Source organism: Amphritea sp. 1_MG-2023 (assembly GCF_030547545.1).
GTDB lineage: Bacteria > Pseudomonadota > Gammaproteobacteria > Pseudomonadales > Balneatricaceae > Amphritea.
In genome coordinates this window covers 21,439-44,539 of sequence record NZ_JAUOQE010000021.1, presented here as the reverse complement: position 1 = coordinate 44,539, position 23,101 = coordinate 21,439, and the positions used below count along the sequence as shown (strand labels likewise).

The following is a 23,101-nucleotide window of genomic DNA, read 5'->3' as shown; positions in this document are numbered from 1 at the left end:
GAACACAGATGAACAACGTCACCATGATGAACCTAGCCATAGCGAATGAAGCTATCGCTGCAACACCCGCACCGTCGATAAAAAAAAATATAACCTCAGGTTTTGCACCGAGTACTCTCGCACTGGCTATTTCCGGCGCGCTCATGGCGAACGTAGCGACCGCAGATGAAAACAGTATTGCGTTGGATAAACTCAAAATTGAAGAATCGGTGACGCCCGATACCAACCCCTATGCTGTACCCGGTGCACCTTATCTGGCGGAACGGGTATCCGACCCTCGCCGAACCCGTTCTTTGGCTGAAACACCGCAAACCATTACCGTATTGACCGCGTCTGAGATTACTGATTCTGGCCGGACTGATCTACGCGATATTCTCGATGGCCAACCGGGTATTACCCTTGGTACTGGTGAAAATGGTAACGCCTTCGGTGATCGCTATATTATCCGCGGACATGAAGCACGGAGTGATATCTTCGTCGATGGTTTGAGTGATCCCGGCATGACCACCCGTGAAAGTTTCGCCGTAGAACAGATCGAGATCAGTAAAGGACCGAGCTCAACCTTTGCCGGTCGTGGCACCACCGGTGGCGCCGTCAACTCCGCCACCAAACGTGCCAGCACCGAATATGACTTCACGAAACTGTCTGCCGGCGTCGGAACTGACAACTATCACCGTGTTGCCATCGACACCAACCAGGTAATTAACTACGACACCGCTTTCCGTGCCAACATCCTGCATGCAGCAGAAGATGTACCTGATCGTGATCCCGCTGACAAAGAGCGTATCGGTGCGGCACTGTCGCTATCCCATCAGGCAACCGATAGATTAGAAATCACCGCCGATTACTATCACTTCGAAGGTACCGATAGCCCGGATTTGGGTACCTATATCGACCGCGATACCGGTAAGGTGGTGAAAGATACCCCTTCCTATGTACAGGATGAAGACTTCCTCGAATCGACCGTCGACACCTTCACGGTACGGATGGGTTATGAGATCGACCCTAAAACCCGTCTCGTTAACCTGACTCGTTATGGCACCACTGATAACGGCTATGTCACCACCGGTGCCAGCGGCACGACGGCTTACCCATCCGAAACCGATGCCAATAATGACACCAACGGTTATTCGACGACTAGTTTGAGCACCCATCAGGGCTGGCAAGAAGTCGAATACTTCGCTAACCAATTAAACTTGCTAACCACGCAAGAGATTGGCGGTCTCGATCATGAGCTGGTCATCGGCGCAGAATATAGCAACCAGAGCGTGCTCAATGGTGTGTATAACAATAGCTCAACCGGTGCCACCAACTGTACCACCAACGGTCGAAGCGGAGTCGGCGGTGCTTACTGTCTAACCGATGCTAGCGGCAACAGCGTGGGTGACATTAATAACCTGATGCAACGGGATATCAGTAAGGGCGATCAAGATTCTGATTGGAATGTTGAAACCATCTCCCTATCACTGATGGATACTGTTGATCTGACGGATAAATGGACAGTCTTCGGGGGTATTCGTCATGATTACTACGACTACAGCAACACGGCTAACTTCGATGCTGGCGACGGTAACGGACGGGTGCCGTACGAGTTCAAAGACAATGGCGGTTACTGGAACGGGCATGTCGGCGCTAGTTACGATATTACCCCTCGGGCGAACGTCTATCTCAGTTTCTCCACGGCAACTAACCTCAACGGCGGTGAATCCGATGTCGGCACCAGCTGTGGTTATGGCGGTATCTGTGTCGATGACAGCGACCCAGTTCTAGGTGATCCAGAACGCACAGAAAGCTGGGAACTAGGTACCAAATGGCGTTTACAAGATGACCGATTGCTCGCCACCGCAGCACTGTTCCAGATCACTAAGCATGATGTTATGGAAAGCCCAAGCGGTGACTCATACAGCACCGAAGGCAGCCTAAACACCGGTAAAAACCGCGTTGAAGGTATTGAACTAGGACTGGCCGGCAACCTAACCGATCGACTCAGTGTGCAAGCGGGCCTTGCGATTATGAATGCCGAGGTACTGGATTCAGTCACCGCCTCTAACGAAGGCAAAACGCTGGCTAACTTTGCCGATAAATCGGCGTCTTTACAGCTGCGATACCAAGCCACGCCAGCCTTCGCCTTCGGTGGTACCGCTACCTATGAAAGCGCTCGCTATGTCGGACAGCCGGATACTGCCGCCAATGAAGACTTGGGGGTACCTGAATACACCGTCTTCGATGCCTTTGCTACGTATAAAGTCAACCGTGATCTGAAGTTCCGTCTTAATGTCGGTAACGTATTTAACAAAGATTACTACCTAGCCGCTTATCGCTCTGGCTCCTTTGTTTACCTCGGCGACAAACGTAACGCTCAACTGACCATGGAGTACAGTTTCTAACATACGCACGCTAACCCGTGACAGGGCAGCCTCGCTGCCCTGATTGACGTTTAGAAATCTTATCAACGCTATGACTAAGCCACAAAAACCCCTGCCACCATTGGATTATATTCCAGCGGATATCACCTGCGCCGCCGATTATGAAACACTGGCTCAGGCGTTTATTCGTGCCGATATACTGACTTATATCGCCGGCGGTAGCGGTCATGATATAACGCTACGCAGCAATGCAGCCGCGTTTCAACACTGGTCCATTATTCCCAGACTATTACGCAATCTCGACGCAGCTAACACTCGCACCCAATTATTAGGTAAAACATTTCAACACCCCATATTATTCGCACCCGTGGCTTACCAGACGTTGGTGCATCCGCAAGGAGAGATGGCAACCGCTTATGCGGCAGAAGCCACTGACAGTGCTATGCTAGCCAGCACCCTGTCATCGGTTACATTGGAACAAATTGCTACACGCAGTCACCTCGATCGCTGGTTCCAACTCTATTTTCAACCCAACCCCGATGACACCGATGCCCTGATCAAGCGCGCTATCGCGGCAGGCTATCAGGCCATTGTGGTCACCATGGACGCCGCCGTTCAAGCGCCCAGTATTCGAGCGATCCGTGCCGGTTTTCAACGCCCCGACAGCATCATGGCGGCCAACCTAGTGCAACAACAGCCACAACCTACGGCTCAACAGGCATCGGAACAAAACGATATTTTTCGCCGTTATCAACAGCATGCGCCCAGTTTAGCCGCGTTAAAAAAACTCATTGATGAAAGCTCACTGCCGGTCATTATCAAGGGCGTACTTCACCCCGACGATGCACGACAACTTAAAACGTTGGGTGCTGCCGCAATTATCGTTTCTAATCATGGCGGCCGGACACTCGATGGCGCACCCGCCAGCCTCGCGATGTTGCCCAGTATTCGAGCCGCCGTCGGTGACGATTTCCCACTACTGTTGGATAGCGGCATCCGTAGTGGCAGTGACATTTTTAAAGCGATCGCCCTCGGGGCCGATGCGGTGCTGATCGGTCGCCTACAACTGTACAGTCTCAGTGTCGCCGGTGCTCTAGGTGTTGCCCATATGATGAAACTACTGCGTGAAGAACTGACCTTATGTATGGCCATGAGTGGTTGCGCAACCGTGGCCGATATCAAAGCAACCGTATTGCATAAAACTAACTAGGAGATTGTTATGCTCATCACACTGCCCAAGGTGTTAAGCATCGCTGAGGTTCGCCAGTTCAGAGAACATCTGCACAACGCCGAGTGGCAAGATGGTCTATCAACAGCCGGCTCTCTCGCCCGCCATGTGAAAAACAACCAACAGCTAGATGATAGTCAAGAACCGGCCATCAGTTTGGCTAACCACATTCTTAAAGCACTGGCTTGTACACCAGCCTTTGTATCCGCAGCACTGCCGGATCGCATCTATCCGCCCAAATTTAATCGTTACCGTGAAAGTGAAACCTATGGCGCGCATATCGATGCAGCATTGATGCAGATTCCGGGTAGCCATTTAACCTTGCGAACCGATCTCTCCGCCAGCCTATTTTTAGCCGACCCTGATGAATACGATGGCGGCGAGCTGTGCATTAACACTCAACATGGAACACAAACCGTTAAATTAGCCGCCGGCGATATGGTGCTGTATCCCTCCACCAGCCTGCACTCGGTGTCACCGATCACTCGGGGGGTGCGGGTGGCTGCATTTTTCTGGATACAGAGCATGGTCAAAGACATTCAGCAACGAGAATTGCTGTTTGAGCTGGATAACTCAATCCAAAAACTCACCGCTGAGCTTGGGCCTAACCATCTCGAAGTCGTTCATTTAAGCGGTCTCTATCACAACCTGTTACGTCAGTGGGCCACGCCTTCCTAATCAACCCTTTCGCTGTATAGGCAAAACAATGAAATATCTACCGCAGACGCTAGCGATCATACTAGCGACCACTCTTGTCACTCCGTTGCAGGCGGCGCAAGAATTAATGATCTATTCGACTAAAAATGCCAGTTATTTAACCCCGCTGCTGGATCGTTATTCCGCTGAAACAGGCACGCCAGTCAGCTATCTAATCGAGCCGGCTAGCGCCCTCATCGCTCGTTTAGAAACAGAAGGCACACAAAGCAAAGCGGATATATTGCTCACCAGTAGTGCCGCTTCGCTTTGGCAAGCGACACAGAAAGGCCTAACAACGGCGGTCGATTCCAACACATTAACAGACATTATCCCCGCCCATCTGCGCTCGCCCGACAATCACTGGTTTGGTTTTTCCAAGCGCACACAAACACTGATATACAACAGCGCAGTGTTGGATAAACAACAACTCAAAGGCTATGAGGATCTCGCCGATCCAAAATGGGAAGGCAATTTATGCCTGCGTACCGCGCAACAAGCCTATACTCAATCGCTCGTGGCGATGCTGATCAATCGCGACGGCGAACAAAAGACACTCGCCACCTTGCAGGGCTGGGTTTATAACCAAGCGGTGCGTCCATTTGCCGAAGATTCACATATATTTCCTGCCATGGAACAAAATATCTGTGATGTCAGCATCGTCAATAGTTACTACTTCGCCCGTTATAAACATGACAATCCCGACACGCCGTTGAAGCTTTTCTGGGCCGATCAAGACAGCAGTGGCGTACATGTTGATATCACCGGTGCTGCCGTGACGGCACATAGCGACAATAAGGCGGGCGCAACCGATCTGCTGGAATGGCTCGTTCTCAAAGAAGCTCAAGCGCAATATGCAAAACTCAGTCACGAATATCCGGTCAACAAAAAAGTCTACCCAGTCCGAGAGGTCGGTCGACGCGGCAAGTATAGCGAAGATCAACACAATCTCTCGGCCAGCGGTCGTTATCAAGCGCAAGCCGTGGTATTACTCAAGCAGGCAGGCTATCGATAACACCGCAGCGTGAGGTTAAAACAGATCGATTTGCGGGGCATGAAGGGCTTCGAAGCTATTATCCAGAAACATGAGAATACTATCGACCACCGGCGCTAACTGCCGGTCGAGATAGTGCTGATAATCAATTGGAGAGCGGGCAAACAGTCGTGGCTCGGGGCCATTGACGGTAATCAGATATTCGATAAACATCCCTGCTGAGAAGGCTCGGGTTTTGCCCTCACGACTAAACTGCTGCCGTGCTTTTAATGCTGCTTGCACATGCGGTGGACGATTCTTACTATATTCATCCAACGGTCGACGTAAGCGTTTACGATACAGCAGTTCGTCATCTAGCTCGCCCGCTTGCATCTGCATCACGATCTGTTTCAGATACTCTTCATAAGGCGCATCACTAAAGATCAGCCGATAAAGCTCTCGCTGCACGCGGCGCGCTAGCGGTGTCCAGTCGGAGCGCACCGATTCAAGCCCTTTAAATATCAACTCTTCAGCACCATCGGCAAAATGGCGTATCCCAGCATAGCGTTTCTTAGTGCCTTTCTCTGAGTGACGCATGGTCGGCATCAAGAAACGCCGATAATGGGTTTCATATTCCAACTCTAGATGACAACGTAAGCCAAAGCGCTGTTGCACTTCATCCTGCCACCACTGATTGAGAAACTGCTCTAGCTTGCGCCCCTCGGTTGCTGCGTTTTCCATGGGGAACTCATCCCCCAACCAGACAAACACCGAGTCCGTATCGCCGTAAATGACTTGATAGCCAAACTGCGCTTCAATTTTTGCTTTGGTACGGGTCAGAATCTCATGCCCCCGCAGGGTGATGGAACCCGATAATCGCTGATCAAAAAAGCGACACACATCCGAGCCCAGCACGCCGTAGAAGCTATTCATAATGATCTTAATGGCTTGAGACAGCGGTGCGTTTTTTTCCGCCTTAGCGCGATCCCTCGCCTGCCATAGACGCTCGATAATATCCGGTAAAATCGCGCCTTGCCGAGTGAAAATAGCATGGTTAAAGCCTGGTACTAAGTCATCCTCTGGGCATTCACTTCCGGTGCCCTCGGCTAGCGCATAAGGGTCAACCATGAAGGTACGAATAATACTCGGGTATAGACTTTTGAAATCCAGTACCAGCACTTGATGATATAAACCAGGGCGAGAGTCCATCACATAGCCCCCCGGCGCCCCCATCTGCGATTCACCCGAGGCGTACACCGGTGCCACATAGGCCTTACGATGCAAACGCGGCAGGTATTGATTATCAAACGAGGCCGCCGAGCCGCCGACTTTATCTAGCGGCAAACCGGTCAAGCGACTGCGTTCTATCAAATAGTGCAATAGCTGAGCCTGTGCAAAAATATCCCATACCAACTTACAGTCTTCTAAGTTGTATTCGGCGAGTTGACGTGGATTTTCTCGATAGACCTGCTGAATTTCCTCGCCTTTGTTAAGGCCCTCATCCATCTGATGGCCTAATAACTTACCGCGATTAAGCATTTGATTAGAGACATATTCCAGCGAGAAGCTCTCAAACTGATAAGTTGCACCTTTGAGCGTATCGATGCCATCTAATACAATCCTACCCGCCATGCGGCAAAACCATTTACCATTGGCTGATTGAATCACCTGTATCCGGCTACCGTCACGCCCTAGATTGAGTGGCACCTGCAACCGCTTGGCACGTTCTTGTAATACACGAAAATCAAAACCGACCACATTCCAACCGATAAAAATATCGGGATCACAGCGTTCCACTTCACGGATAAACGCCTGTAGCAGGGCTCGTTCATCATTCACATATTCCAGCCAAGGCTCATTTGGCCCCTCGCCCACAATCAGCACTTTGTGCATCGAATCGGAATAGAGACCGATAGAAAAGATACGATTCGCCTGCATGGTGGTTTCGATATCCACCGACAACATGGTCAGTTTGGGCTCGTAGGCCAGTGGCTGCAACTGGGCCGATTGTTCACTAAAGCGCACCCGGGCACTGTCCTGAATAAAGCGTTCCATCAGGAACCGATCAACCGGACGGATGTCCTCTTCGATCATGGGGATAGCATAGGTGTGTAACAGATCGATAAGCTGACGATAAGTTGCCAGTGATTGACTGTATAGACCATAAACGGGGCGTTGCTGAAGGTCTTTCAGTGGTAATGACTGTAAACGCCAAGCAATAAGGTTTTCCGACGATTTGTTAAACTGCGTTTGCAGTAAGGATTCTATCCTTGGGATATCCTCCTCTAGGACAAAAAATACCGCCTCCTGCGCTGTTACCGTCACCGGAAAAGCCCCGTCAGCCGCTTTCAGCCAAAATTGAAAACAGATGCCATCGGCGCGATCAAATTGCTGCCGAGTCAGTAGGAAACCGCTCGCATCGGCCGGCACGTTCAGCGATGGCGGTGGAATGTGGCGCGGCTCAAGCAAAAGGAGCGATAACGTCCATATCGGGGAAACGTTGTTGAATCGCGGCTTCAGCATCCGCCATAAACAGCAGTTTGATATTTGGCCCAGCATCCATCGTCAAGTAGACTTCAATCCCTTCTGCCCGCGCTTGCCAAATGTTATGCATAGCGGCCACCGAATCTGGCTGCCAGTACAGCAGCGGTGGCCAAGATGCAATCATGGTCGCGTGCATCGACAGAGCATTCTGTTCAGCAGTTTCACCTAACTGAGTAAAGTTATTTTCAGCGATCGCCTGATGTAACCGAGCAAGATCAGCCGCAGCCTGTAACGGCCAGCTTTGATATAGATGAGCGGTGGCGACAGTGCGATTCATGCCCGAACGAGAATCCACCGCTTTGGCATCACTACTCACCTTCAATAAGCCGACGCGCAAGTCATTCCAGCGAGTAACCAACGGCAAGGCAATACTATCCATACCGTCATCTCGAACGCCCATCTGCCACTCGACAAAACCATGATAAAGCGAACGACTAGCGCTACCACTGCCCATCCGCGCAAAAGCCGACAGCTGTGATGGCTCGAGTTTAAGCCCATAAAAACGATCAATAGCCAGCATTAACGCAGCAAAGCCGGAGGCGGAAGAAGCCAACCCTGCCGCCGTCGGAATATTATTATCGGTGTCCACTCTGACCGGCAGCCCCTGCGCACCGCGAAACAGATCGATAAAGGCGATCACCTTGCGAGCAAAGCTATCCTCGACCGCCACCCGCTGACCATTAAGCCAGACCTGATCCTCATTGCTGACAGACAGCCGCGTTTGAGTCCCCAAATGCGCCAACGAGATCGACAAGCTACTATTAATCGGCAAGTTTAATTCGCTATTCCGCTTGCCCCAATACTTACACAGGGCAATATTGCTCGGTGCAAATACCGCCTCGATAGTATCCCCTAGCGGGGTCACTGTTTCAGGTAAGTATTGGCTAATAACGCTTTGCTTTGTCAGGCTATCAGACATATTCAACGGTTATTCCCTCCGCAGAGACAGACACAGGTATTTGTTCATACGCCAATATATTGGCATCCGGACAGCCCAGCGCGAGTACGCAATCACCCAAACCCGAGCCGGATATCTTCGCGCCCAGCACTTCAGGCGCACTGCGCAGGGTATAGATCATTGTGGACAACTGCGCGTCATTAACCCCTAACGCATCCATTAATCCCTGATAAATATTCATCAAACGCCCCAACTGTGACCAATCCGAGTTATCCACCGCTCGTTCAGCCTGCTCGGCCGTCTGCCCCATTAACTGATATAAAGCGGTATACAGTTCGGGCGATTGTGCCGCATAACCCTCGACACGTTTAAGGACATCCGGGGTTTTCATCTTGTAGCCGACATAATACAAACTAATCGTTGGTAGCCCCTGTAGGCGTCGGATCTGCGGCGGCCGTTCGGCCGTGGCGATGGTATAACCCACCACGCCACCATACACAGCCGCCACCAAATCGGTACCTGAGCCTCGGCCATCTTGTACCTGATGCACCACCGCCAAGGCTTCAGCAAATAACCGTGATAGAGCCTGTTCGTCGTGCTCAACCTCGCCGATGAACACCTGCAACGCCGTCACCACGGCCGCCGTAACGGCCGCCGAAGACCCCAAGCCAACGGTATGGGAAAATTCTGCACAAATCTGCAGATCGAAGCCACTGACTAAGCGACACCGCTGCCGCGCAATAGCCGCTAAGACAAAGCTTAACGCCGGTTCCGCTGTCAGATGATCAAGATCAGCATGATACTGAGCCAGTGCCGAATCGATATTCACGCGCCGATCAGTACGTGGCGTCAACGTCACGCTGATGCGCTTATCCACGGCACAGGCCAATGCTCGCTGGCCAAACAGCACCGCATGTTCACCCATTAACATCAAACTACCGGGGGCTGTCACCTTAATCCTCAAGCCGGGCTCCTTGTTTATCTTCTTCGATCGCCATATAGCGGTAACCCGCTTGCCGACACCATTCGCTCAACTCGATGTTCGGTAGATAAGCGATCAACGCACCACCAAACTCGCCAGCAACAGCACCTGCTCCACTTACTTTAGCCGCCCCACCCAGATTTTCCAACTGCTGTATAAATCGCTGCACCGGCTCGGGAACGACACCAATCTTAGTTAATAGACGATGATTTTCGCGAATCAATACTCGAGGATCAGTGCCACTGACGATCGCTGCCTTAAGCTGCGCAGTAAGGCCGCTAAAGTCTTGCCAGATAGAGCTATCAGCAAAGCGACGTCGCACATTATCAACACATTCACCGGTGCCCACGGCGGGCACTCCGGAATGAATATAATACCAACCATCACCCAGCGTCACCGGTAACGGTGTGATCTGTCCAGCGTCGACTTCAATCAAGCCACCATGAGTGACCGTCGCGCCATCAATTAAACCACCACGGCCATGACAGAGCCGCTCGCAATAACGCACCCGCTGAAACAGATTGGCAGTATCAAGCGATGTAGCAAAGAGTTTTTGAGTCAAGCAAGTCACCGCAGCACTAAGCGCGGCAGACGAGCCCATACCCGAACCTAGCGGTAAGTCAGAACGAATATCGAGACTCAAACCGGTATCAGGTTCCGTCTCGGGCAAACACTGACTCACGGCATATAAAGCTAATTGATGGGGTGCTTCGAGGATATGAGCAGCGCCAATATGGCCCTGTTCAAAGAGTTGAAAACGCTGATCGAGATGTTCATTAAGATAGCGCAGATCCGACCAACTCATCTGCGCCTGCCAATCGGCATCGGGCAGGTTGAGTGTTAGACCAGCAAAACTGGAATACTCAGCTTCACAACGGATATAACGATTAACCGCAAGCGCGATTGCCGGTGCCCCATAAACCGCGGAGTGTTCTCCACTGAGAATCAGCTTACCGGGGGCACAAGCCTTCATCAAAGGAGTTCCTTAGCAGGCGATATATTCACGCTTGTGATGCGAGATGCCCGCCAGACGAAAACGCCCTGTGGTACCTTGCGCTTTAACATGAACACCACCATCCGTTGGATCGATATCGTTATACAGTGCCAAATATTCATCATAAGACACTTCACGGCGGGCATTCAGCATCGCTTGATGCTTATCCACATGCAGGCATTTCTCATAACCGGCAACTACTTTACCGGAAAAAAACTCGGCCACAGAGCCGGAACCATAACTGAAAAAACCCACCCGTTTTCCGGCCAGATTATCCTGACAGTTTTCCAGTAACGATGCTAAACCGATATACATCGATGCGGTATAACTATTACCGATAATACGATTATAACGTAGGGTATCTTCAACCTGCTGATCGAGTAGCGCTGGGGTTAAAACACTCTGATTCACTCGCGCCAGATGCTTATGGGCTTTTTGCGCCATACGGGTAAACGGCAGGTGATAACAAAAATGTTGGAAATCAGTGAACGCCAGCGAGCTGACTTCACGAAAGTGTTCCCAAGCGTGTTTCAACGATTGCAGATAGATTTTAGTCGAATACTTACCATCCACCAGCGCGGTAGAACGATAATTTGGACGCCAAAAATCCATCACATCTTCGGTGTGATTACCTACTTCAGGGTCCAGTTCGATCAACCGAGGGTTTGCCGCAATCAGCATAGCCACCGCGCCACAGCCCTGTGTCGCCTCACCCGGTGTTCCTCGATCATAACGAGCCACATCGGAAGCGATCACTAGGATTTTCTGTTCGGGTTGACGTGCCACCAACGCACAGGCCATCTGAATCGCCGCCGTTGCGCTATAACAGGCTTGCTTTAGCTCGACGACACGGCACTTAGACGTCAAGCCAAGCAAACGATGCACATAGACACCCGCCGATTTGGATTGATCGATTCCCGTTTCAGTAGCAAACATCACCGTGCTGATAGCCTCGGTGCCAACCCGCTCTATCAGAGGCAGGGCCGCATTTGCCGCCATCGTCACGATATCTTCGTCTGGGGCAGGCATTCCCATCTTCTCCTGCCCGATACCCTGATAATATTTACCAACATCGATCTCCTGGACCATAGCCAGGTTTTTCAGATCCAGAAAATAGTTGGAGGTGTAAAAGCTGATTTCATCAATACCGACGGACATACGTACTTAAAATCCTCAACGCTCGCCCAGAATGAGAGCCCGATTCATAAATAAACTATTAACATCCGGCATACCCAGCAAAAACATCGCTGTAGTGAATTCACGCCGGCGTTGCTCTATTACCCTAATAACTGAATCGGCAGATTCCATGGCCGGTTTCAGAAACGGTGCGGCCATGCCGCAGAGCGAGGCGCCGAGTATAACAGATTTAACCATATCAATCCCATCCCTGAGCCCCCCACTGGCAATGAAAGCTGCACTATTTTGATACGGCTGTGTTAATTTTAGTGCCTGCGGCGTCGGAATACCCCAATCTTGAAAACATATTCCAAGATCGTCATCGCTGTTTTTACTGCGATGATGCTCGATTCGACTCCATGATGTTCCACCGCTACCGGCGATATCAAACCACTTTATACCCGCCGCAATACCGGCCTCAATATCCGGCGGCGACAAACCCGCCCCCACCTCTTTAAGAAGCACTGGCTGTTTCAACTGTGCCGCAAGCATCTTAATTTTAGCCTGTAATCCAGAAAAGTCAGTATCACCCTCTGGCTGAACGGCTTCCTGCAGTGGATTCAAATGAAGGTATAAGCCATCGGCGGCTAAGACATCCACGGCTTGCTGACACCGTTCCTGTGAGAAACCATAATTCAATTGCACTGCACCAATATTACCCAGCAATACCGTGTTCGGTGCGTAGGCACGCAGATCGAAACTTTCCCGCGCTGCGGGCTGAGTAAACATAACCCGCTGCGAGCCCACCGCGAGTGCCACGCCAGTGCGTTCGGCGGCTTCTGCCAGATTACGATTAATCGTCTTAATGAGGTGATGGTCGCCCCCTGTCATCGATGAAATGAGCAGAGGGAAACTGAGCTTTTTACCGAGAAACTCAACTGAGGTATCAATCTGAGCTAAGGCCCGCTCGGGTAAAGCTCGATGACAGAGTTGAATTTGATCAAAAAAACGCCCATCACGATCGGTTAAGGGGTCCTGTTCAATGGCCCGAATATGCTCAATCTTTCGATCATTTGTCTGATCCACCATCAACGTTCCATTTTAAGATGAGATTCCATCAACTCGCCAGGATTGGTCTGCGCCGCCATTAAGGACAACTCACCACACAAAACGGTCGCGGCACAGATGGCCGCCAGTCGACGCGCATTAGCTCCAGGTTCTCGGCTGTCTTTACAGCCGAGGGCTTGCAAATTCTGCTCGACAAAATCGATACCTTTACCATTGCCCACGCTGCCGACAATAAGATTAGGCAACGTACAGGAGAAATACAGATCACCATCTCGCACTTCCGCATGCACGATACCTTGAGAGCCTTCAATAATGTTGGCTGCATCTTGTCCCGTCGCCAGATAAAAGGCTAACAACATATTAGCATAATGTGCATTCGCACTGCGCAAGCCACCCGCGATCATGGTACCGATCAGATTTTTTTTAATATTCAGATCAACGACTTTTTCAGGCGTCGTTTTAAGACGTCGCTCGCATAACGCCCGAGGAATAAGAATTTCACTGATAACATATTTACCGCGCCCTAAAATACCGTTAACGGCGGTGGCTTTCTTATCCGAACAGTAATTAGCAGAGATCGACGAATAACGTAGCTGAGGATATTCATGCAGAATCCACGGGATTAATTTATCCGCCGCGTTAGTCACCATATTATGACCCGAGGCATCTCCCGTGGTGAATTCTAGTCGCAGATAGATCAGATTCGCCACGATCTGACTATGCATATCGATCAGCTTAGCAAACCGACTGGTAGTTGCTACCACCTGATTCAAGTCATCTTGACGTGCTTTGATCGATTCCAAAGCCTTAAAGGCCTCATAGGCATCATCCGCTTCCAACAGTACTGAACGGCTCATCCGTTCATCAATCACCGTCGTTTTAATCCCCTCTTCGACCAGCATCGATACCCGTGCGCCACGACCAACCGAAGGCCACAACGGGGTTTCATAGGTTGTCAGTGGCACTGACACTTTTTCATTCAGTATGTGTCCGCTGATATTAATCGGCCCAACGGTACGCATTGGAATCGGTGCTTGCTGAATTTTATGGGATTTCATAATCTCTCGGCACAATAAAAAAAGGGCTACCGCGATCACTGAAGCATGATCAGCGCTACGCCCCTTTAGGAAGCTTATTTAGGGTGTGGATTTTATCTAGCCACTCTGCATTATGCAATCAAAGGGGCCGTCTCATTACTTTGACTCAGACACATGATTAACGCTTATTTGTAGCCAATCCGCTCGCATAGACTTGACCCATATAAAGCATCACCGCCATACTTAGCACAATTAAAATTTACCCCTGCGGAAGCTTGGCTTATGTTATATGCAATCAGAAATGAACAAGGACAAGTCACCTCGTTGTCCGCCCATCCGACGGAAAACTCCAGCCTAGCCGATATTGCAGACCCTGACGTTATCCGCTTTCTTTCCAATAACAACGCTAGCGAAAGTCCGCAGGAAATACTCGATAAATCAGATACCGAAGTCAGCCGGATTATAGAAGATTTAATCGATCTACTGATCTCAAAACAAACAATTCTGTTTACCGATTTACCCGAACCTGCCCAGCAGAAGCTTCTGTCTCGTAAACTCGCTCGCTCAGTCTATCAGTCCGATGAACATAACGCGTCATCAGACAATTCAATTTTGAGTGATGATGACTCTATTTTATTCTGAGGGCGTTTAATTAGGCGAATATAGATTGTCACTACGCTCTGATAGTTTCTTTCGCTTCACGCTTACCTTCGGCCATCACTCTCGCCATGTCCGCACAACGCTCGGCTAAGGCAAGATAGCGTTTTTGTTGACGCCGACTCAATGCGCCATAGTTAATACCATACAGCGCATTATCGCAGCGCAATAAGAGTTCAAAACGTTCATCACCCGGCTTGCGCGCCTGTTCAAGCGCAGCCTGAACAAGGTTCAGGGTTAAACTGGGGTTACCAGGCAAGATACCATCGGCACGCACAAACAGGCCCAACGCTTTGGCATAATTTTTCTGGCGATACGATAGCATTCCCTGAATATTCAACTTCCCCCATTCCAACGCTGCACTATCTCGGTTAACGCTTTGTTTCAGTATCTGCGCATCTGACTCGACAGCGGTACCCTCCATGCCTTCCAAAAACACCTCAACCCACTCGGCTTTTTCAGTTAGTTCAAGCTCACAAAACAGATCAAACGCATTCCTTGCCGCCAGATCCGCGCGTGCTTGAGCCCCCACCCGACGATACACCTGCGCCACCATCAAGCGTGATTTAAACTGCACAATCGCCTCATTAGGAAAAGCCTGCATGACATCATCTAAGGTTCGAATAGCACTCTCTTCGATATCGCGATCGAAGTGATCTCGTGCCAAGTAAGCAGCCACCAGACTAAAATAATAATCCTCAGACTGAAAACAACTTTGCCGAGCATAGTGAATCGCCTTACCATAGGCTTCCACTGCCACATTCCATTCCTGATTCTGCGCCGCCAAGCTTCCCAAGATACCTAGCAAGTCGGGCACCGTTGGTTGCAGCATCACCGCTTTACGCAATAAACTAATCGCTTCGCCGCGCTCACCTAAAGCGCGATAGGTGCGCGCTAACCAGGTATAGGCTTCGACACAAAAATGTGATTCATCAATAACCTGTTGCAACACCTGACGGGCATTGAGGTAATCCCCCTGATGACACAGCGCAGCCCCTAAACCCACTCTCGCCCAGGGTTGATCTCGCTGCTCAATAATTGTCTCGAATAGCTGACCCGCTTCACTAAATAAGCCTTGCTGCAGCAGGATAATCCCTCGAAAGCGATTAATATAAAACCGTAACGCCGGATAATGCTCAATCAACTGAGAACACATTTGCAGCGCATCTTCACGCTGTTCCTGATCCAGTAAAGAATCCAGAGACCTGACAGCCTCCTTTACACGCATAATTTTCTCTAACCGAAAACGCACCTTAGGTTCAGAGTAAGGCTTGGAGATATACGTATCGGGGGAGCTATCAAGCGAACCAAATAACAATTTAGAGCGGTCCGGTTCAACGACAAGGGTGAAAATAGTCGAGAATTGACGCGTCCGTTCGACAGTCGCCTCCTGAATCAACTGCAAGCCGTTTTTATGCTCTTTGCCCAAGTCAAAAACAACAAAACAAAGATCGTAGGAACTCTCGCGCAACATCACCAGCGCCATATTGACCGATGAAGCGACCTGAATATCAGACACACCTATGCTGCCCAGAATCATCTTCAGTTCGGCAAGATCTTCGAGGCGGTTATCAACAATCAGTACTTTTTTTTTCGAGTAGCTGATTTCCATAGGCTTTACATCAGAATCTAATTTATCAAAGTATCATATAAATCAGATAATTATCAAAGTACGACAGCTACAAAAAAGCCTCGATATGTACCCATATCGAGGCTTTTATTGACGTCATACGCCCGAATCGTTATTAGTCGTTGAGTAGATCTCGACCTTTACTGGCAGCAATACGCATACGCAATGCGTTCAGCTTAATAAAGCCCGCCGCATCTTTCTGATCGTAAGAGCCCGCATCATCTTCAAAGGTAGCGATACTCTCATCAAACAGACTGTTTTCTGAACGACGACCAACCACGATAACGTTACCCTTATAAAGCTTAAGGCGAACATCACCATTCACATTACGCTGCGAGAAATCGATCATCTGTTGCATCATCTTGCGTTCTTCAGACCACCAGAAGCCATTGTAAATCGTCTTCGCATAACGAGGCATCAACTCATCTTTCAAGTGAGTGACTTCACGATCCAAGGTGATGGACTCAATCGCACGGTGTGCACGTAACATAATGGTGCCTCCCGGAGTTTCATAGCAACCACGAGACTTCATACCCACAAAGCGGTTTTCAACGATATCCAAACGGCCAATACCGTTTTCACCACCGACTTTATTCAGATATTCAAGCACCGTCGCGGGGCTCATGGGTTGACCATCGATCGCCACAATATCACCTTTTTCATAAGTCAGCTCAAGATAAGTTGCCTCATCCGGTGCTTCCTCAGGTGAAACAGACCAACGCCACATATCCGCTTCGGCTTCAGCCCATGGATCTTCCAGAATGTCACCCTCATAAGAGATGTGCAGCAGGTTCGCATCCATCGAGTAAGGCGACTTCTTCTTATTGCTAGAGAAATCAACTGGGATATTATGTTCTTCACAGTAATTCATCAGCGTTTCGCGGGAAGTCAGATCCCACTCACGCCAAGGTGCAATCACTTCAACACCGGGTTTCAACGCGTAGGCACCCAATTCGAAACGAACCTGATCATTACCTTTGCCTGTCGCCCCGTGAGAGATAGCATCGGCACCCGTTTCATTGGCGATTTCAATCAGACGTTTAGCAATCAACGGCCGAGCAATCGAGGTACCTAGCAGGTATTCACCTTCGTAAATCGTGTTAGCACGGAACATAGGGAAAACAAAATCGCGGACAAACTCTTCACGCAGATCTTCGATATAGATCTCTTTAACGCCCAGCGCTTCAGCTTTGGCGCGTGCAGGCTCAACCTCTTCACCCTGACCTAAGTCAGCCGTAAAGGTGACGACTTCACAATTATAAGTTTCTTGTAACCAACGGACAATTACAGAAGTATCAAGGCCGCCGGAATAGGCCAGCACAACCTTTTTGATATCGGACATAATAGAGAGGCTCCAACGTAAATCAGCCCGTCAAGAGCATCATCGTCTCTAACGGGTACCTAAAAAAAGGAAAGGGCGCAATTGTACCACGATTACGTCAGAGAAACAGTGGCTCAGCAGGATACTCGCAACCTTAGCGTGTAGGTATTAGTTACGATCTAAACGAATAGTGACTCGTCGACTGCGGTCTCGCGTCTGACGATCATTTTTCTGAGCCACCGGATAGCGCTCTCCATGATAGCGAGTCGTAATGCGATCAGGACTAACCCCCTTTTTCTCCAGATATGAGGTCACCGCTTCGGCCCGCTTTTTCGACAGATCTCGGTTAGCTAAGCGACGCCCTTGAGCATCCGAGTGTCCATCAACAAACACAGTCTTTACTGAATCATCATTATTGACATAGATAGCAATCAGATCTAAACGCGCCTTGGTCGAATCAGATAATTTCCATTGCGCCGAAGGAAACAACACCGCGGTACGGGCTATCTGTCGATAATTCACCGGCAACAGATCGGCAATACAATCAGCATAGGCGGCATACGCGGGTGGGAAATTAGCCGCCGACAGCGCAATACGCACCGATTCACCGGTATCAGCCCAGTTTTGAGCTAAAAAAGTTGGCATCCGTCCACGAAACAAGCTGGCCAGCATCTGCTGAGAATAGCCCGTCGGTACCGCGATTGTGCCATTAGATGTAAAGGTAACCTCTCCTATTTCACGGGGGGCAATGCCCGGTTGCCAAGGCGAAGCCCCCTCCATAAGTTGTACCTGCCCCTTTAGACCGTGCCCCTGCAGAGGCTTGAGCGTGAAGCGCACCGTCTCACCCGCTTCTTGATTAAACTCACCATCACCAAACAGCGGAATCTGCTGAGATAAACGACAGCTAAATTTAGAAGCGACTAGTTCCCATTTAGACTGTTCGATAGATGCAGCATAGCCGGCCGCAAATCCCGGCAAGGAGAACATTAAGAGAAGAGTTAACACCGCAGCACGCATAAACAACCAACATCTATAAAGGTTAAGAGACTCATCAGCCCCTTATATCATCACTATATCGGCAAGCGCCGACAGAGCTTTAGTCTACCACTCTAGTGAGGAAGCAACGAAGCACTACAGAGTTATTTGTGAAAACTAAGGCAAGTCTTTACACTAAGCCTAGCTAATTACCAACCTAGGCTGTCGAAATCAGCCATTAAGGATATGCATTGAACAGAAGCGCTCAGTACCAGCACCCAATGTCGAATCGTTTTCGAGGCTACCTACCCGTTGTTATCGACGTGGAAACAGCCGGATTTAATTCTCAGACCGATGCCCTACTGGAAATCGCAGCCGTCACATTGACGATGGATGATGATGGCAATCTGCTGATCGACGAAAGTTATGAATATAATGTCGCACCATTCGAAGGCGCTAACTTAGAAAAAGCCGCCCTCGATTTTACCGGCATCGACCCATACAACCCATTACGCGGCGCTATTCCTGAAGCCGAAGCGATGGAAAAAATATTCAAACCGATTCGTAAAGCGTTAAAGTCGCACCACTGCAAACGCGCCATTCTGGTCGGTCATAACGCCTCATTCGATCACGGCTTTGTCACCGCTGCCGCCGAACGCTGCGATATTAAACGCAACCCATTTCACCCGTTCTCAACCTTCGATACAGCGACCATGGCCGGCTTAGCTTTTGGCCACACCGTGTTAGCCAAATCATGCGAACTCGCTGATATCGATTTTGATGGCAAACAAGCGCACTCGGCACTATACGATACGATGAAAACAGCCGAACTGTTCTGCACCATCGTCAATCGCTGGAAAGACCTGGGCGGCTGGCAGATGGCGGAATCGCGTTTCGAATAACCGCCGTCCTCGCTCTATCTACCCGTACCGGTAGGTAAAACTGACACATAAAAAAACGCGCCTTAAGGCGCGTTTTTTAAAGCTAAAAACCAACCATTATAGTTTGTCAGCGTTTTCACTCAGGTACGCAGCAACACCGGCAGGTGATGCATCCATACCTTTCTCACCTTCAGTCCAGCCGGCTGGGCAAACTTCGCCGTTTTTCTGATGGAATGCCAGAGCATCAACCATACGCAGCATCTCATCAACGTTACGACCCAGTGGCAGATCGTTAACAACTTGATGACGAACCAAACCGTCTTCATCAATCAGGAAAGAACCACGGAAAGCCATACCGCCTTCAGATTCAACATCATAACCCTGACAGATGCTGTGAGTCATATCAGCAACCAGCGTGTAATTAACGGGACCGATACCACCCTGATCAACAGGGGTGTTACGCCATGCATTGTGCGAGAAGTGAGAATCGATAGAGACACCAATCACTTCAACGTTACGCTTCTTGAACTCTTCGATACGGTGATCAAAAGCCAGCAGCTCAGATGGACAAACAAAGGTAAAATCTAATGGGTAGAAGAATACAACAGCCTTCTTACCTTTAATCGCTTCAGACAGGGTAAATGAATCAACAATATCACCGTTACCCAGTACTGCTGCTGCCGTAAAATCAGGAGCCTGCTTACCTACTAATACGCCCATTTTCTATCTCCATTGTTAAGTAAAGTGTTAAACCATGATGCAAATACAACATTAACATCATGTAAAAAATTCAAGTTAACAGAGCTTAGTATTCGTTGCTTAAGAACACTAATTAAACACAACTATATCCACGATAAACTCTGTCTATCAAAAACACACTAAATCAGCATGTTGCTATTTCAGCTTTCCGCTGAATCAGCGTTGACAGCAACTGAATCAATCAACTCTTTCAGTTCGCCGCTAGCAGCCATCTCAGCAATAATGTCACAACCACCGATCAGCTCGCCTTTAATCCACAACTGCGGAAAGGTAGGCCAGTTTGCATATTTAGGCAATTCTGCACGTATTTCTGGACTTTCCAGAATATTAACAAATGCAAAACGAGCATCACAAGACATGATTGCTTCAGACGCACGGGAAGAAAATCCGCACTGTGGAAAACGTGGAGTCCCCTTCATATACAAGAGGATATCGTTGGATTCAATTTGCTCTTTAATAGTCTCTACAACGCTCATAAACTTACCTATGCTTAAACTTGTTGCCAGATCTCTGGCATTAATCAATATTTGATGAATAAATCGTAGCATAAACCCGATTAATTTACTCAGGTATAGCGCAAAAATAATCAACAACAATACTCGTCTTCATCATAAACACTGATATGTAAAAGTACATGCTAGCTTATATGGGGACACAGACATTCAATCTCAAGTTTAATCGCCCATCTTGCTTATTCTATAGCAAGTACATAGAATGGCTGGTTTTCCGTTCGGCAGCCCAACACAGGGGCTAATCTGAAGTACACAGCAGAGGGACTTAGATGTCTACACAGCCCGTTATGAATACTTACTCACGCCTTTCCGTTGCGTTTGATCACGGACAAGGCTGTTGGCTGTTTGATACAGATGGCAATAAATATCTCGATGCACTCAGCGGTATCGCTGTCTGCGGTTTGGGTCATGCACATCCGGCTGTTACGACCGCCATCAGTGAGCAAGCGAGTCAACTGATTCATAGCTCAAACCTGTACACCATTACCAATCAAGAACGACTGGCAGAGCGCCTCACGCAAATATCCGGCATGGATAATGTATTCTTCGGTAATTCCGGTGCCGAAGCCAATGAAGCGGCGATTAAAATCGCACGTAAGTACGGTCACTCGAAAGCGATTGATGTGCCGACGATTATTGTCTTCGAAGGTTCATTCCACGGTCGTACGATGGCGACCCTGAGTGCCACCGGCAATCGTTCAGCTCAGGCGGGTTTTGAACCGCTGGTCAGCGGTTTTGTGCGGGCGCCTTATAATGATGTTGAGGCCGTTAAAAACATTATCGCTAACAATACCAGTGTCGTGGCTATTCTGGTTGAGCCAATTCAAGGCGAAGGCGGTATTGTGATCCCTGCCGATGATTACCTAAATCAGCTGCGCGATATCTGCGATGCTAACGAGCTGCTGCTGATGCTGGATGAAGTACAAACCGGTAACGGTCGTAGCGGGAGCTACTTCGCTTACCAACAAAAAGGTATTTTACCCGACGTGGTGACGACCGCTAAAGGCTTGGGCAATGGCGTACCTATTGGTGCTTGTCTTGCAAGAGGAAAAGCCGCTGAAGTCTTTGTTCCTGGTAACCATGGCTCAACGTATGGTGGCAACCCGCTATGCTGTGCTGCGGCGTTAGCGGTGGTCGATACCATCAGCAACGAAAAGCTCGATCAACGTGCCGCTGAACTGGGTGATAAAATCGCGGCAGGCTTTCGTGAGCAGCTAGGTGATGCTCCCTATGTCAAAGAGATACGTCATCAGGGACTCTTACTGGCCATCGAACTGACCGAAGCGGGCACCGAACTCGCGGTACTGTGTAAAGTTAAAGGTGTCCTACTCAATGTTACCGGTGGTGGTAAAGTAGTACGCATGTTGCCGCCATTAATTATGAGCGACACCGAAGCGGAATTACTGGTAAACACCGTATCCCGCATCATCAAAGTCTATATGGCTGACGAATAACTGACTCTGAGCAAAGGCTGCTGTTGTCAGCCTGATATATTATGACTAGACATTTTCTGACACTACTAGATTTGACGACCGAAGAACTGAATACGCTTATTCGTCGCGCCGTTGAACTGAAAAAGATACGTAACGAAGGTGAGATTTACGAACCTTTGTCCAATCAAGTGATGGCGATGATCTTCGAAAAATCATCGACCCGTACCCGCGTTTCGTTTGAAGCCGGCATGGCCCATCTCGGCGGACACGCCCTGTTTCTCTCTTCACGCGATACTCAGTTGGGCCGGGGCGAACCGATTGAAGATAGTGCACGCGTCATCTCTAGCATGTGTGATGTGGTAATGATTCGCACCTTCGAACATGACATTGTCACCAAGTTTGCTGCTCATTCTCGCGTGCCTGTCATTAATGCATTGACGGATGACTACCATCCTTGTCAACTGCTCGCCGATATGCAGACCTTCCTTGAGCACCGTGGTGATATTAAAGGCAAAACTGTCAGTTGGATCGGCGATGGTAATAATATGTGCCATTCATATATCAATGCCGCCCGTCAGTTCGACTTCAAGCTACAGATCGCTTGTCCTGAAGGGTTTGATCCTAATCCAGAACTGGTGAGCGCTAACAGTGATCGCGTCAGTATCTTCCGCACCCCCGAAGAAGCGGTTAAGGGTAGCCACCTAATAGTCACGGATGTCTGGGCCTCAATGGGTCAAGAAGAAGAACAAAAACAACGCGAACGTGAGTTCAAAGGGTTTCAAGTGACCACCGAGTTGATGGATCAGGCCGATCCCGATGCTATTTTCATGCACTGCCTGCCGGCTCACCGCGGTGAAGAAGTCAGTGGAGAGATGATGGACGATCCTCGCTCAGTGGTGTTTGACGAAGCAGAAAACCGTCTGCATGCGCAAAAGGCATTACTTGAATTTTTGCTGGTCAAACCCGCTAAGTAAGCATTAAGCCGGTCTTATGACCGCGCATTACTGCCTCTTTTCAATCAGGGCGCACCTCAG

At 49.4% G+C, this 23,101-nt stretch carries 20 protein-coding genes; 8 read left to right on the top strand and 12 right to left on the bottom strand.

Translation table 11 applies throughout. From position 1 onward, the window contains the following. The first annotated feature begins 8 nt into the window (after window positions 1–8). The 4 genes from Q4488_RS12145 (at window position 9) to Q4488_RS12130 (ending at window position 5,302) form a co-directional block, all read left to right on the top strand. The gene (locus tag Q4488_RS12145) at window positions 9–2,387 is read left to right on the top strand and encodes a TonB-dependent siderophore receptor (RefSeq protein WP_303580745.1); all 2,379 of its coding nucleotides are present in this window, start codon (window positions 9–11) and stop codon (window positions 2,385–2,387) included. 70 nt (window positions 2,388–2,457) lie between these two features. Next, window positions 2,458–3,576, top strand: a complete 1,119-nt coding sequence (locus Q4488_RS12140) for an alpha-hydroxy acid oxidase (RefSeq protein WP_303580744.1) — start codon at window positions 2,458–2,460, stop codon at window positions 3,574–3,576. 9 nt (window positions 3,577–3,585) lie between these two features. After that, window positions 3,586–4,272 carry a Fe2+-dependent dioxygenase gene (locus Q4488_RS12135; protein WP_303580743.1) on the top strand — a complete coding sequence of 229 codons (687 nt, stop codon included), beginning with the start codon at window positions 3,586–3,588 and terminating at the stop codon, window positions 4,270–4,272. A 28-nt stretch (window positions 4,273–4,300) separates the two neighbouring features. After that, entirely contained in the window at window positions 4,301–5,302 is a 1,002-nt protein-coding gene (locus tag Q4488_RS12130; RefSeq protein WP_303580742.1) for an extracellular solute-binding protein, read from the top strand. 15 nt (window positions 5,303–5,317) lie between these two features. Here the strand turns inward: Q4488_RS12130 and Q4488_RS12125 are convergent, their stop codons facing one another. From Q4488_RS12125 to Q4488_RS12095, 7 genes are read right to left on the bottom strand one after another with little or no spacing between them, the layout of a single operon-like run. Next, entirely contained in the window at window positions 5,318–7,729 is a 2,412-nt protein-coding gene (locus Q4488_RS12125; RefSeq protein ID WP_303580741.1) for a DNA polymerase II, read from the bottom strand. After that, window positions 7,722–8,723 carry a diphosphomevalonate decarboxylase gene (gene mvaD, locus Q4488_RS12120; RefSeq protein ID WP_303580766.1) on the bottom strand — a complete coding sequence of 334 codons (1,002 nt, stop codon included), beginning with the start codon at window positions 8,721–8,723 and terminating at the stop codon, window positions 7,722–7,724. Before mvaD ends, Q4488_RS12125 begins: the two co-directional genes overlap by 8 nt. Continuing rightward, complete coding sequence (locus Q4488_RS12115; RefSeq protein WP_303580740.1) at window positions 8,716–9,666, bottom strand: mevalonate kinase; 951 nt, start codon at window positions 9,664–9,666, stop codon at window positions 8,716–8,718. The genes mvaD and Q4488_RS12115 overlap by 8 nt, the downstream gene beginning before the upstream one ends. Continuing rightward, window positions 9,656–10,657, bottom strand: a complete 1,002-nt coding sequence (locus Q4488_RS12110; protein WP_303580739.1) for a mevalonate kinase — start codon at window positions 10,655–10,657, stop codon at window positions 9,656–9,658. Before Q4488_RS12110 ends, Q4488_RS12115 begins: the two co-directional genes overlap by 11 nt. 12 nt (window positions 10,658–10,669) lie before the next feature. Beyond that, complete coding sequence (locus Q4488_RS12105; protein ID WP_303580738.1) at window positions 10,670–11,836, bottom strand: hydroxymethylglutaryl-CoA synthase; 1,167 nt, start codon at window positions 11,834–11,836, stop codon at window positions 10,670–10,672. Window positions 11,837–11,851: 15 nt separating this feature from the next. Next, the gene (gene fni / locus Q4488_RS12100; protein WP_303580737.1) at window positions 11,852–12,883 is read right to left on the bottom strand and encodes a type 2 isopentenyl-diphosphate Delta-isomerase; all 1,032 of its coding nucleotides are present in this window, start codon (window positions 12,881–12,883) and stop codon (window positions 11,852–11,854) included. Beyond that, window positions 12,883–13,920, bottom strand: a complete 1,038-nt coding sequence (locus Q4488_RS12095) for a hydroxymethylglutaryl-CoA reductase (RefSeq protein WP_303580736.1) — start codon at window positions 13,918–13,920, stop codon at window positions 12,883–12,885. Before Q4488_RS12095 ends, fni begins: the two co-directional genes overlap by 1 nt. Before the next feature lie 261 nt (window positions 13,921–14,181). Between Q4488_RS12095 and Q4488_RS12090 the strand changes: the two genes are divergently transcribed. Then, window positions 14,182–14,541 (top strand): hypothetical protein, encoded by a 360-nt coding sequence (locus Q4488_RS12090; protein ID WP_303580735.1) that lies wholly within the window; start codon window positions 14,182–14,184, stop codon window positions 14,539–14,541. Between the two features lie 31 nt (window positions 14,542–14,572). Here Q4488_RS12090 and Q4488_RS12085 read toward each other — a convergent pair whose 3' ends face one another. The 3 genes from Q4488_RS12085 to Q4488_RS12075 form a co-directional block, all read right to left on the bottom strand. Continuing rightward, window positions 14,573–16,168, bottom strand: a complete 1,596-nt coding sequence (locus Q4488_RS12085) for a tetratricopeptide repeat protein (RefSeq protein ID WP_303580734.1) — start codon at window positions 16,166–16,168, stop codon at window positions 14,573–14,575. Window positions 16,169–16,301: 133 nt separating this feature from the next. Continuing rightward, window positions 16,302–17,528 carry an argininosuccinate synthase gene (locus Q4488_RS12080; RefSeq protein ID WP_303580733.1) on the bottom strand — a complete coding sequence of 409 codons (1,227 nt, stop codon included), beginning with the start codon at window positions 17,526–17,528 and terminating at the stop codon, window positions 16,302–16,304. A 147-nt stretch (window positions 17,529–17,675) separates the two neighbouring features. Next, a complete protein-coding gene (locus Q4488_RS12075) occupies window positions 17,676–18,512 on the bottom strand; it encodes an OmpA family protein (protein ID WP_303580732.1) in 837 nt (278 codons plus the stop codon). A gap of 251 nt (window positions 18,513–18,763) precedes the next feature. Between Q4488_RS12075 and rnt the strand changes: the two genes are divergently transcribed. Continuing rightward, window positions 18,764–19,384, top strand: a complete 621-nt coding sequence (rnt, locus tag Q4488_RS12070) for a ribonuclease T (protein ID WP_303580731.1) — start codon at window positions 18,764–18,766, stop codon at window positions 19,382–19,384. Window positions 19,385–19,480: 96 nt separating this feature from the next. Here rnt and Q4488_RS12065 read toward each other — a convergent pair whose 3' ends face one another. Then, window positions 19,481–20,083 (bottom strand): peroxiredoxin, encoded by a 603-nt coding sequence (locus tag Q4488_RS12065; protein ID WP_303580730.1) that lies wholly within the window; start codon window positions 20,081–20,083, stop codon window positions 19,481–19,483. Window positions 20,084–20,262: 179 nt separating this feature from the next. Further along, complete coding sequence (gene grxD, locus Q4488_RS12060) at window positions 20,263–20,598, bottom strand: Grx4 family monothiol glutaredoxin (RefSeq protein ID WP_303580729.1); 336 nt, start codon at window positions 20,596–20,598, stop codon at window positions 20,263–20,265. Between the two features lie 305 nt (window positions 20,599–20,903). Between grxD and Q4488_RS12055 the strand changes: the two genes are divergently transcribed. Next, window positions 20,904–22,088: an aspartate aminotransferase family protein gene (locus tag Q4488_RS12055; RefSeq protein ID WP_303580728.1), complete on the top strand. Its 1,185-nt coding sequence runs from the start codon at window positions 20,904–20,906 to the stop codon at window positions 22,086–22,088. A gap of 41 nt (window positions 22,089–22,129) precedes the next feature. Further along, entirely contained in the window at window positions 22,130–23,041 is a 912-nt protein-coding gene (argF, locus tag Q4488_RS12050; protein WP_303580727.1) for an ornithine carbamoyltransferase, read from the top strand. The last annotated feature ends 60 nt before the right edge of the window (window positions 23,042–23,101 follow it).

Bases quoted from the DNA above. Each gene is read 5' to 3' on its own strand.
- Q4488_RS12145 (WP_303580745.1), top strand. From the start codon at position 9: ATGAACAACGTCACCATGATGAACCTAGCCATAGCGAATGAAGCTATC.
- Q4488_RS12140 (WP_303580744.1), top strand. From the start codon at position 2,458: ATGACTAAGCCACAAAAACCCCTGCCACCATTGGATTATATTCCAGCG.
- Q4488_RS12135 (WP_303580743.1), top strand. From the start codon at position 3,586: ATGCTCATCACACTGCCCAAGGTGTTAAGCATCGCTGAGGTTCGCCAG.
- Q4488_RS12130 (WP_303580742.1), top strand. From the start codon at position 4,301: ATGAAATATCTACCGCAGACGCTAGCGATCATACTAGCGACCACTCTT.
- mvaD (WP_303580766.1), bottom strand. From the start codon at position 8,723: ATGTCTGATAGCCTGACAAAGCAAAGCGTTATTAGCCAATACTTACCT.
- Q4488_RS12110 (WP_303580739.1), bottom strand. From the start codon at position 10,657: ATGAAGGCTTGTGCCCCCGGTAAGCTGATTCTCAGTGGAGAACACTCC.
- Q4488_RS12105 (WP_303580738.1), bottom strand. From the start codon at position 11,836: ATGTCCGTCGGTATTGATGAAATCAGCTTTTACACCTCCAACTATTTT.
- fni (WP_303580737.1), bottom strand. From the start codon at position 12,883: ATGGTGGATCAGACAAATGATCGAAAGATTGAGCATATTCGGGCCATT.
- Q4488_RS12095 (WP_303580736.1), bottom strand. From the start codon at position 13,920: ATGAAATCCCATAAAATTCAGCAAGCACCGATTCCAATGCGTACCGTT.
- Q4488_RS12090 (WP_303580735.1), top strand. From the start codon at position 14,182: ATGTTATATGCAATCAGAAATGAACAAGGACAAGTCACCTCGTTGTCC.
- Q4488_RS12085 (WP_303580734.1), bottom strand. From the start codon at position 16,168: ATGGAAATCAGCTACTCGAAAAAAAAAGTACTGATTGTTGATAACCGC.
- Q4488_RS12080 (WP_303580733.1), bottom strand. From the start codon at position 17,528: ATGTCCGATATCAAAAAGGTTGTGCTGGCCTATTCCGGCGGCCTTGAT.
- rnt (WP_303580731.1), top strand. From the start codon at position 18,764: ATGTCGAATCGTTTTCGAGGCTACCTACCCGTTGTTATCGACGTGGAA.
- Q4488_RS12065 (WP_303580730.1), bottom strand. From the start codon at position 20,083: ATGGGCGTATTAGTAGGTAAGCAGGCTCCTGATTTTACGGCAGCAGCA.
- grxD (WP_303580729.1), bottom strand. From the start codon at position 20,598: ATGAGCGTTGTAGAGACTATTAAAGAGCAAATTGAATCCAACGATATC.
- Q4488_RS12055 (WP_303580728.1), top strand. From the start codon at position 20,904: ATGTCTACACAGCCCGTTATGAATACTTACTCACGCCTTTCCGTTGCG.
- argF (WP_303580727.1), top strand. From the start codon at position 22,130: ATGACTAGACATTTTCTGACACTACTAGATTTGACGACCGAAGAACTG.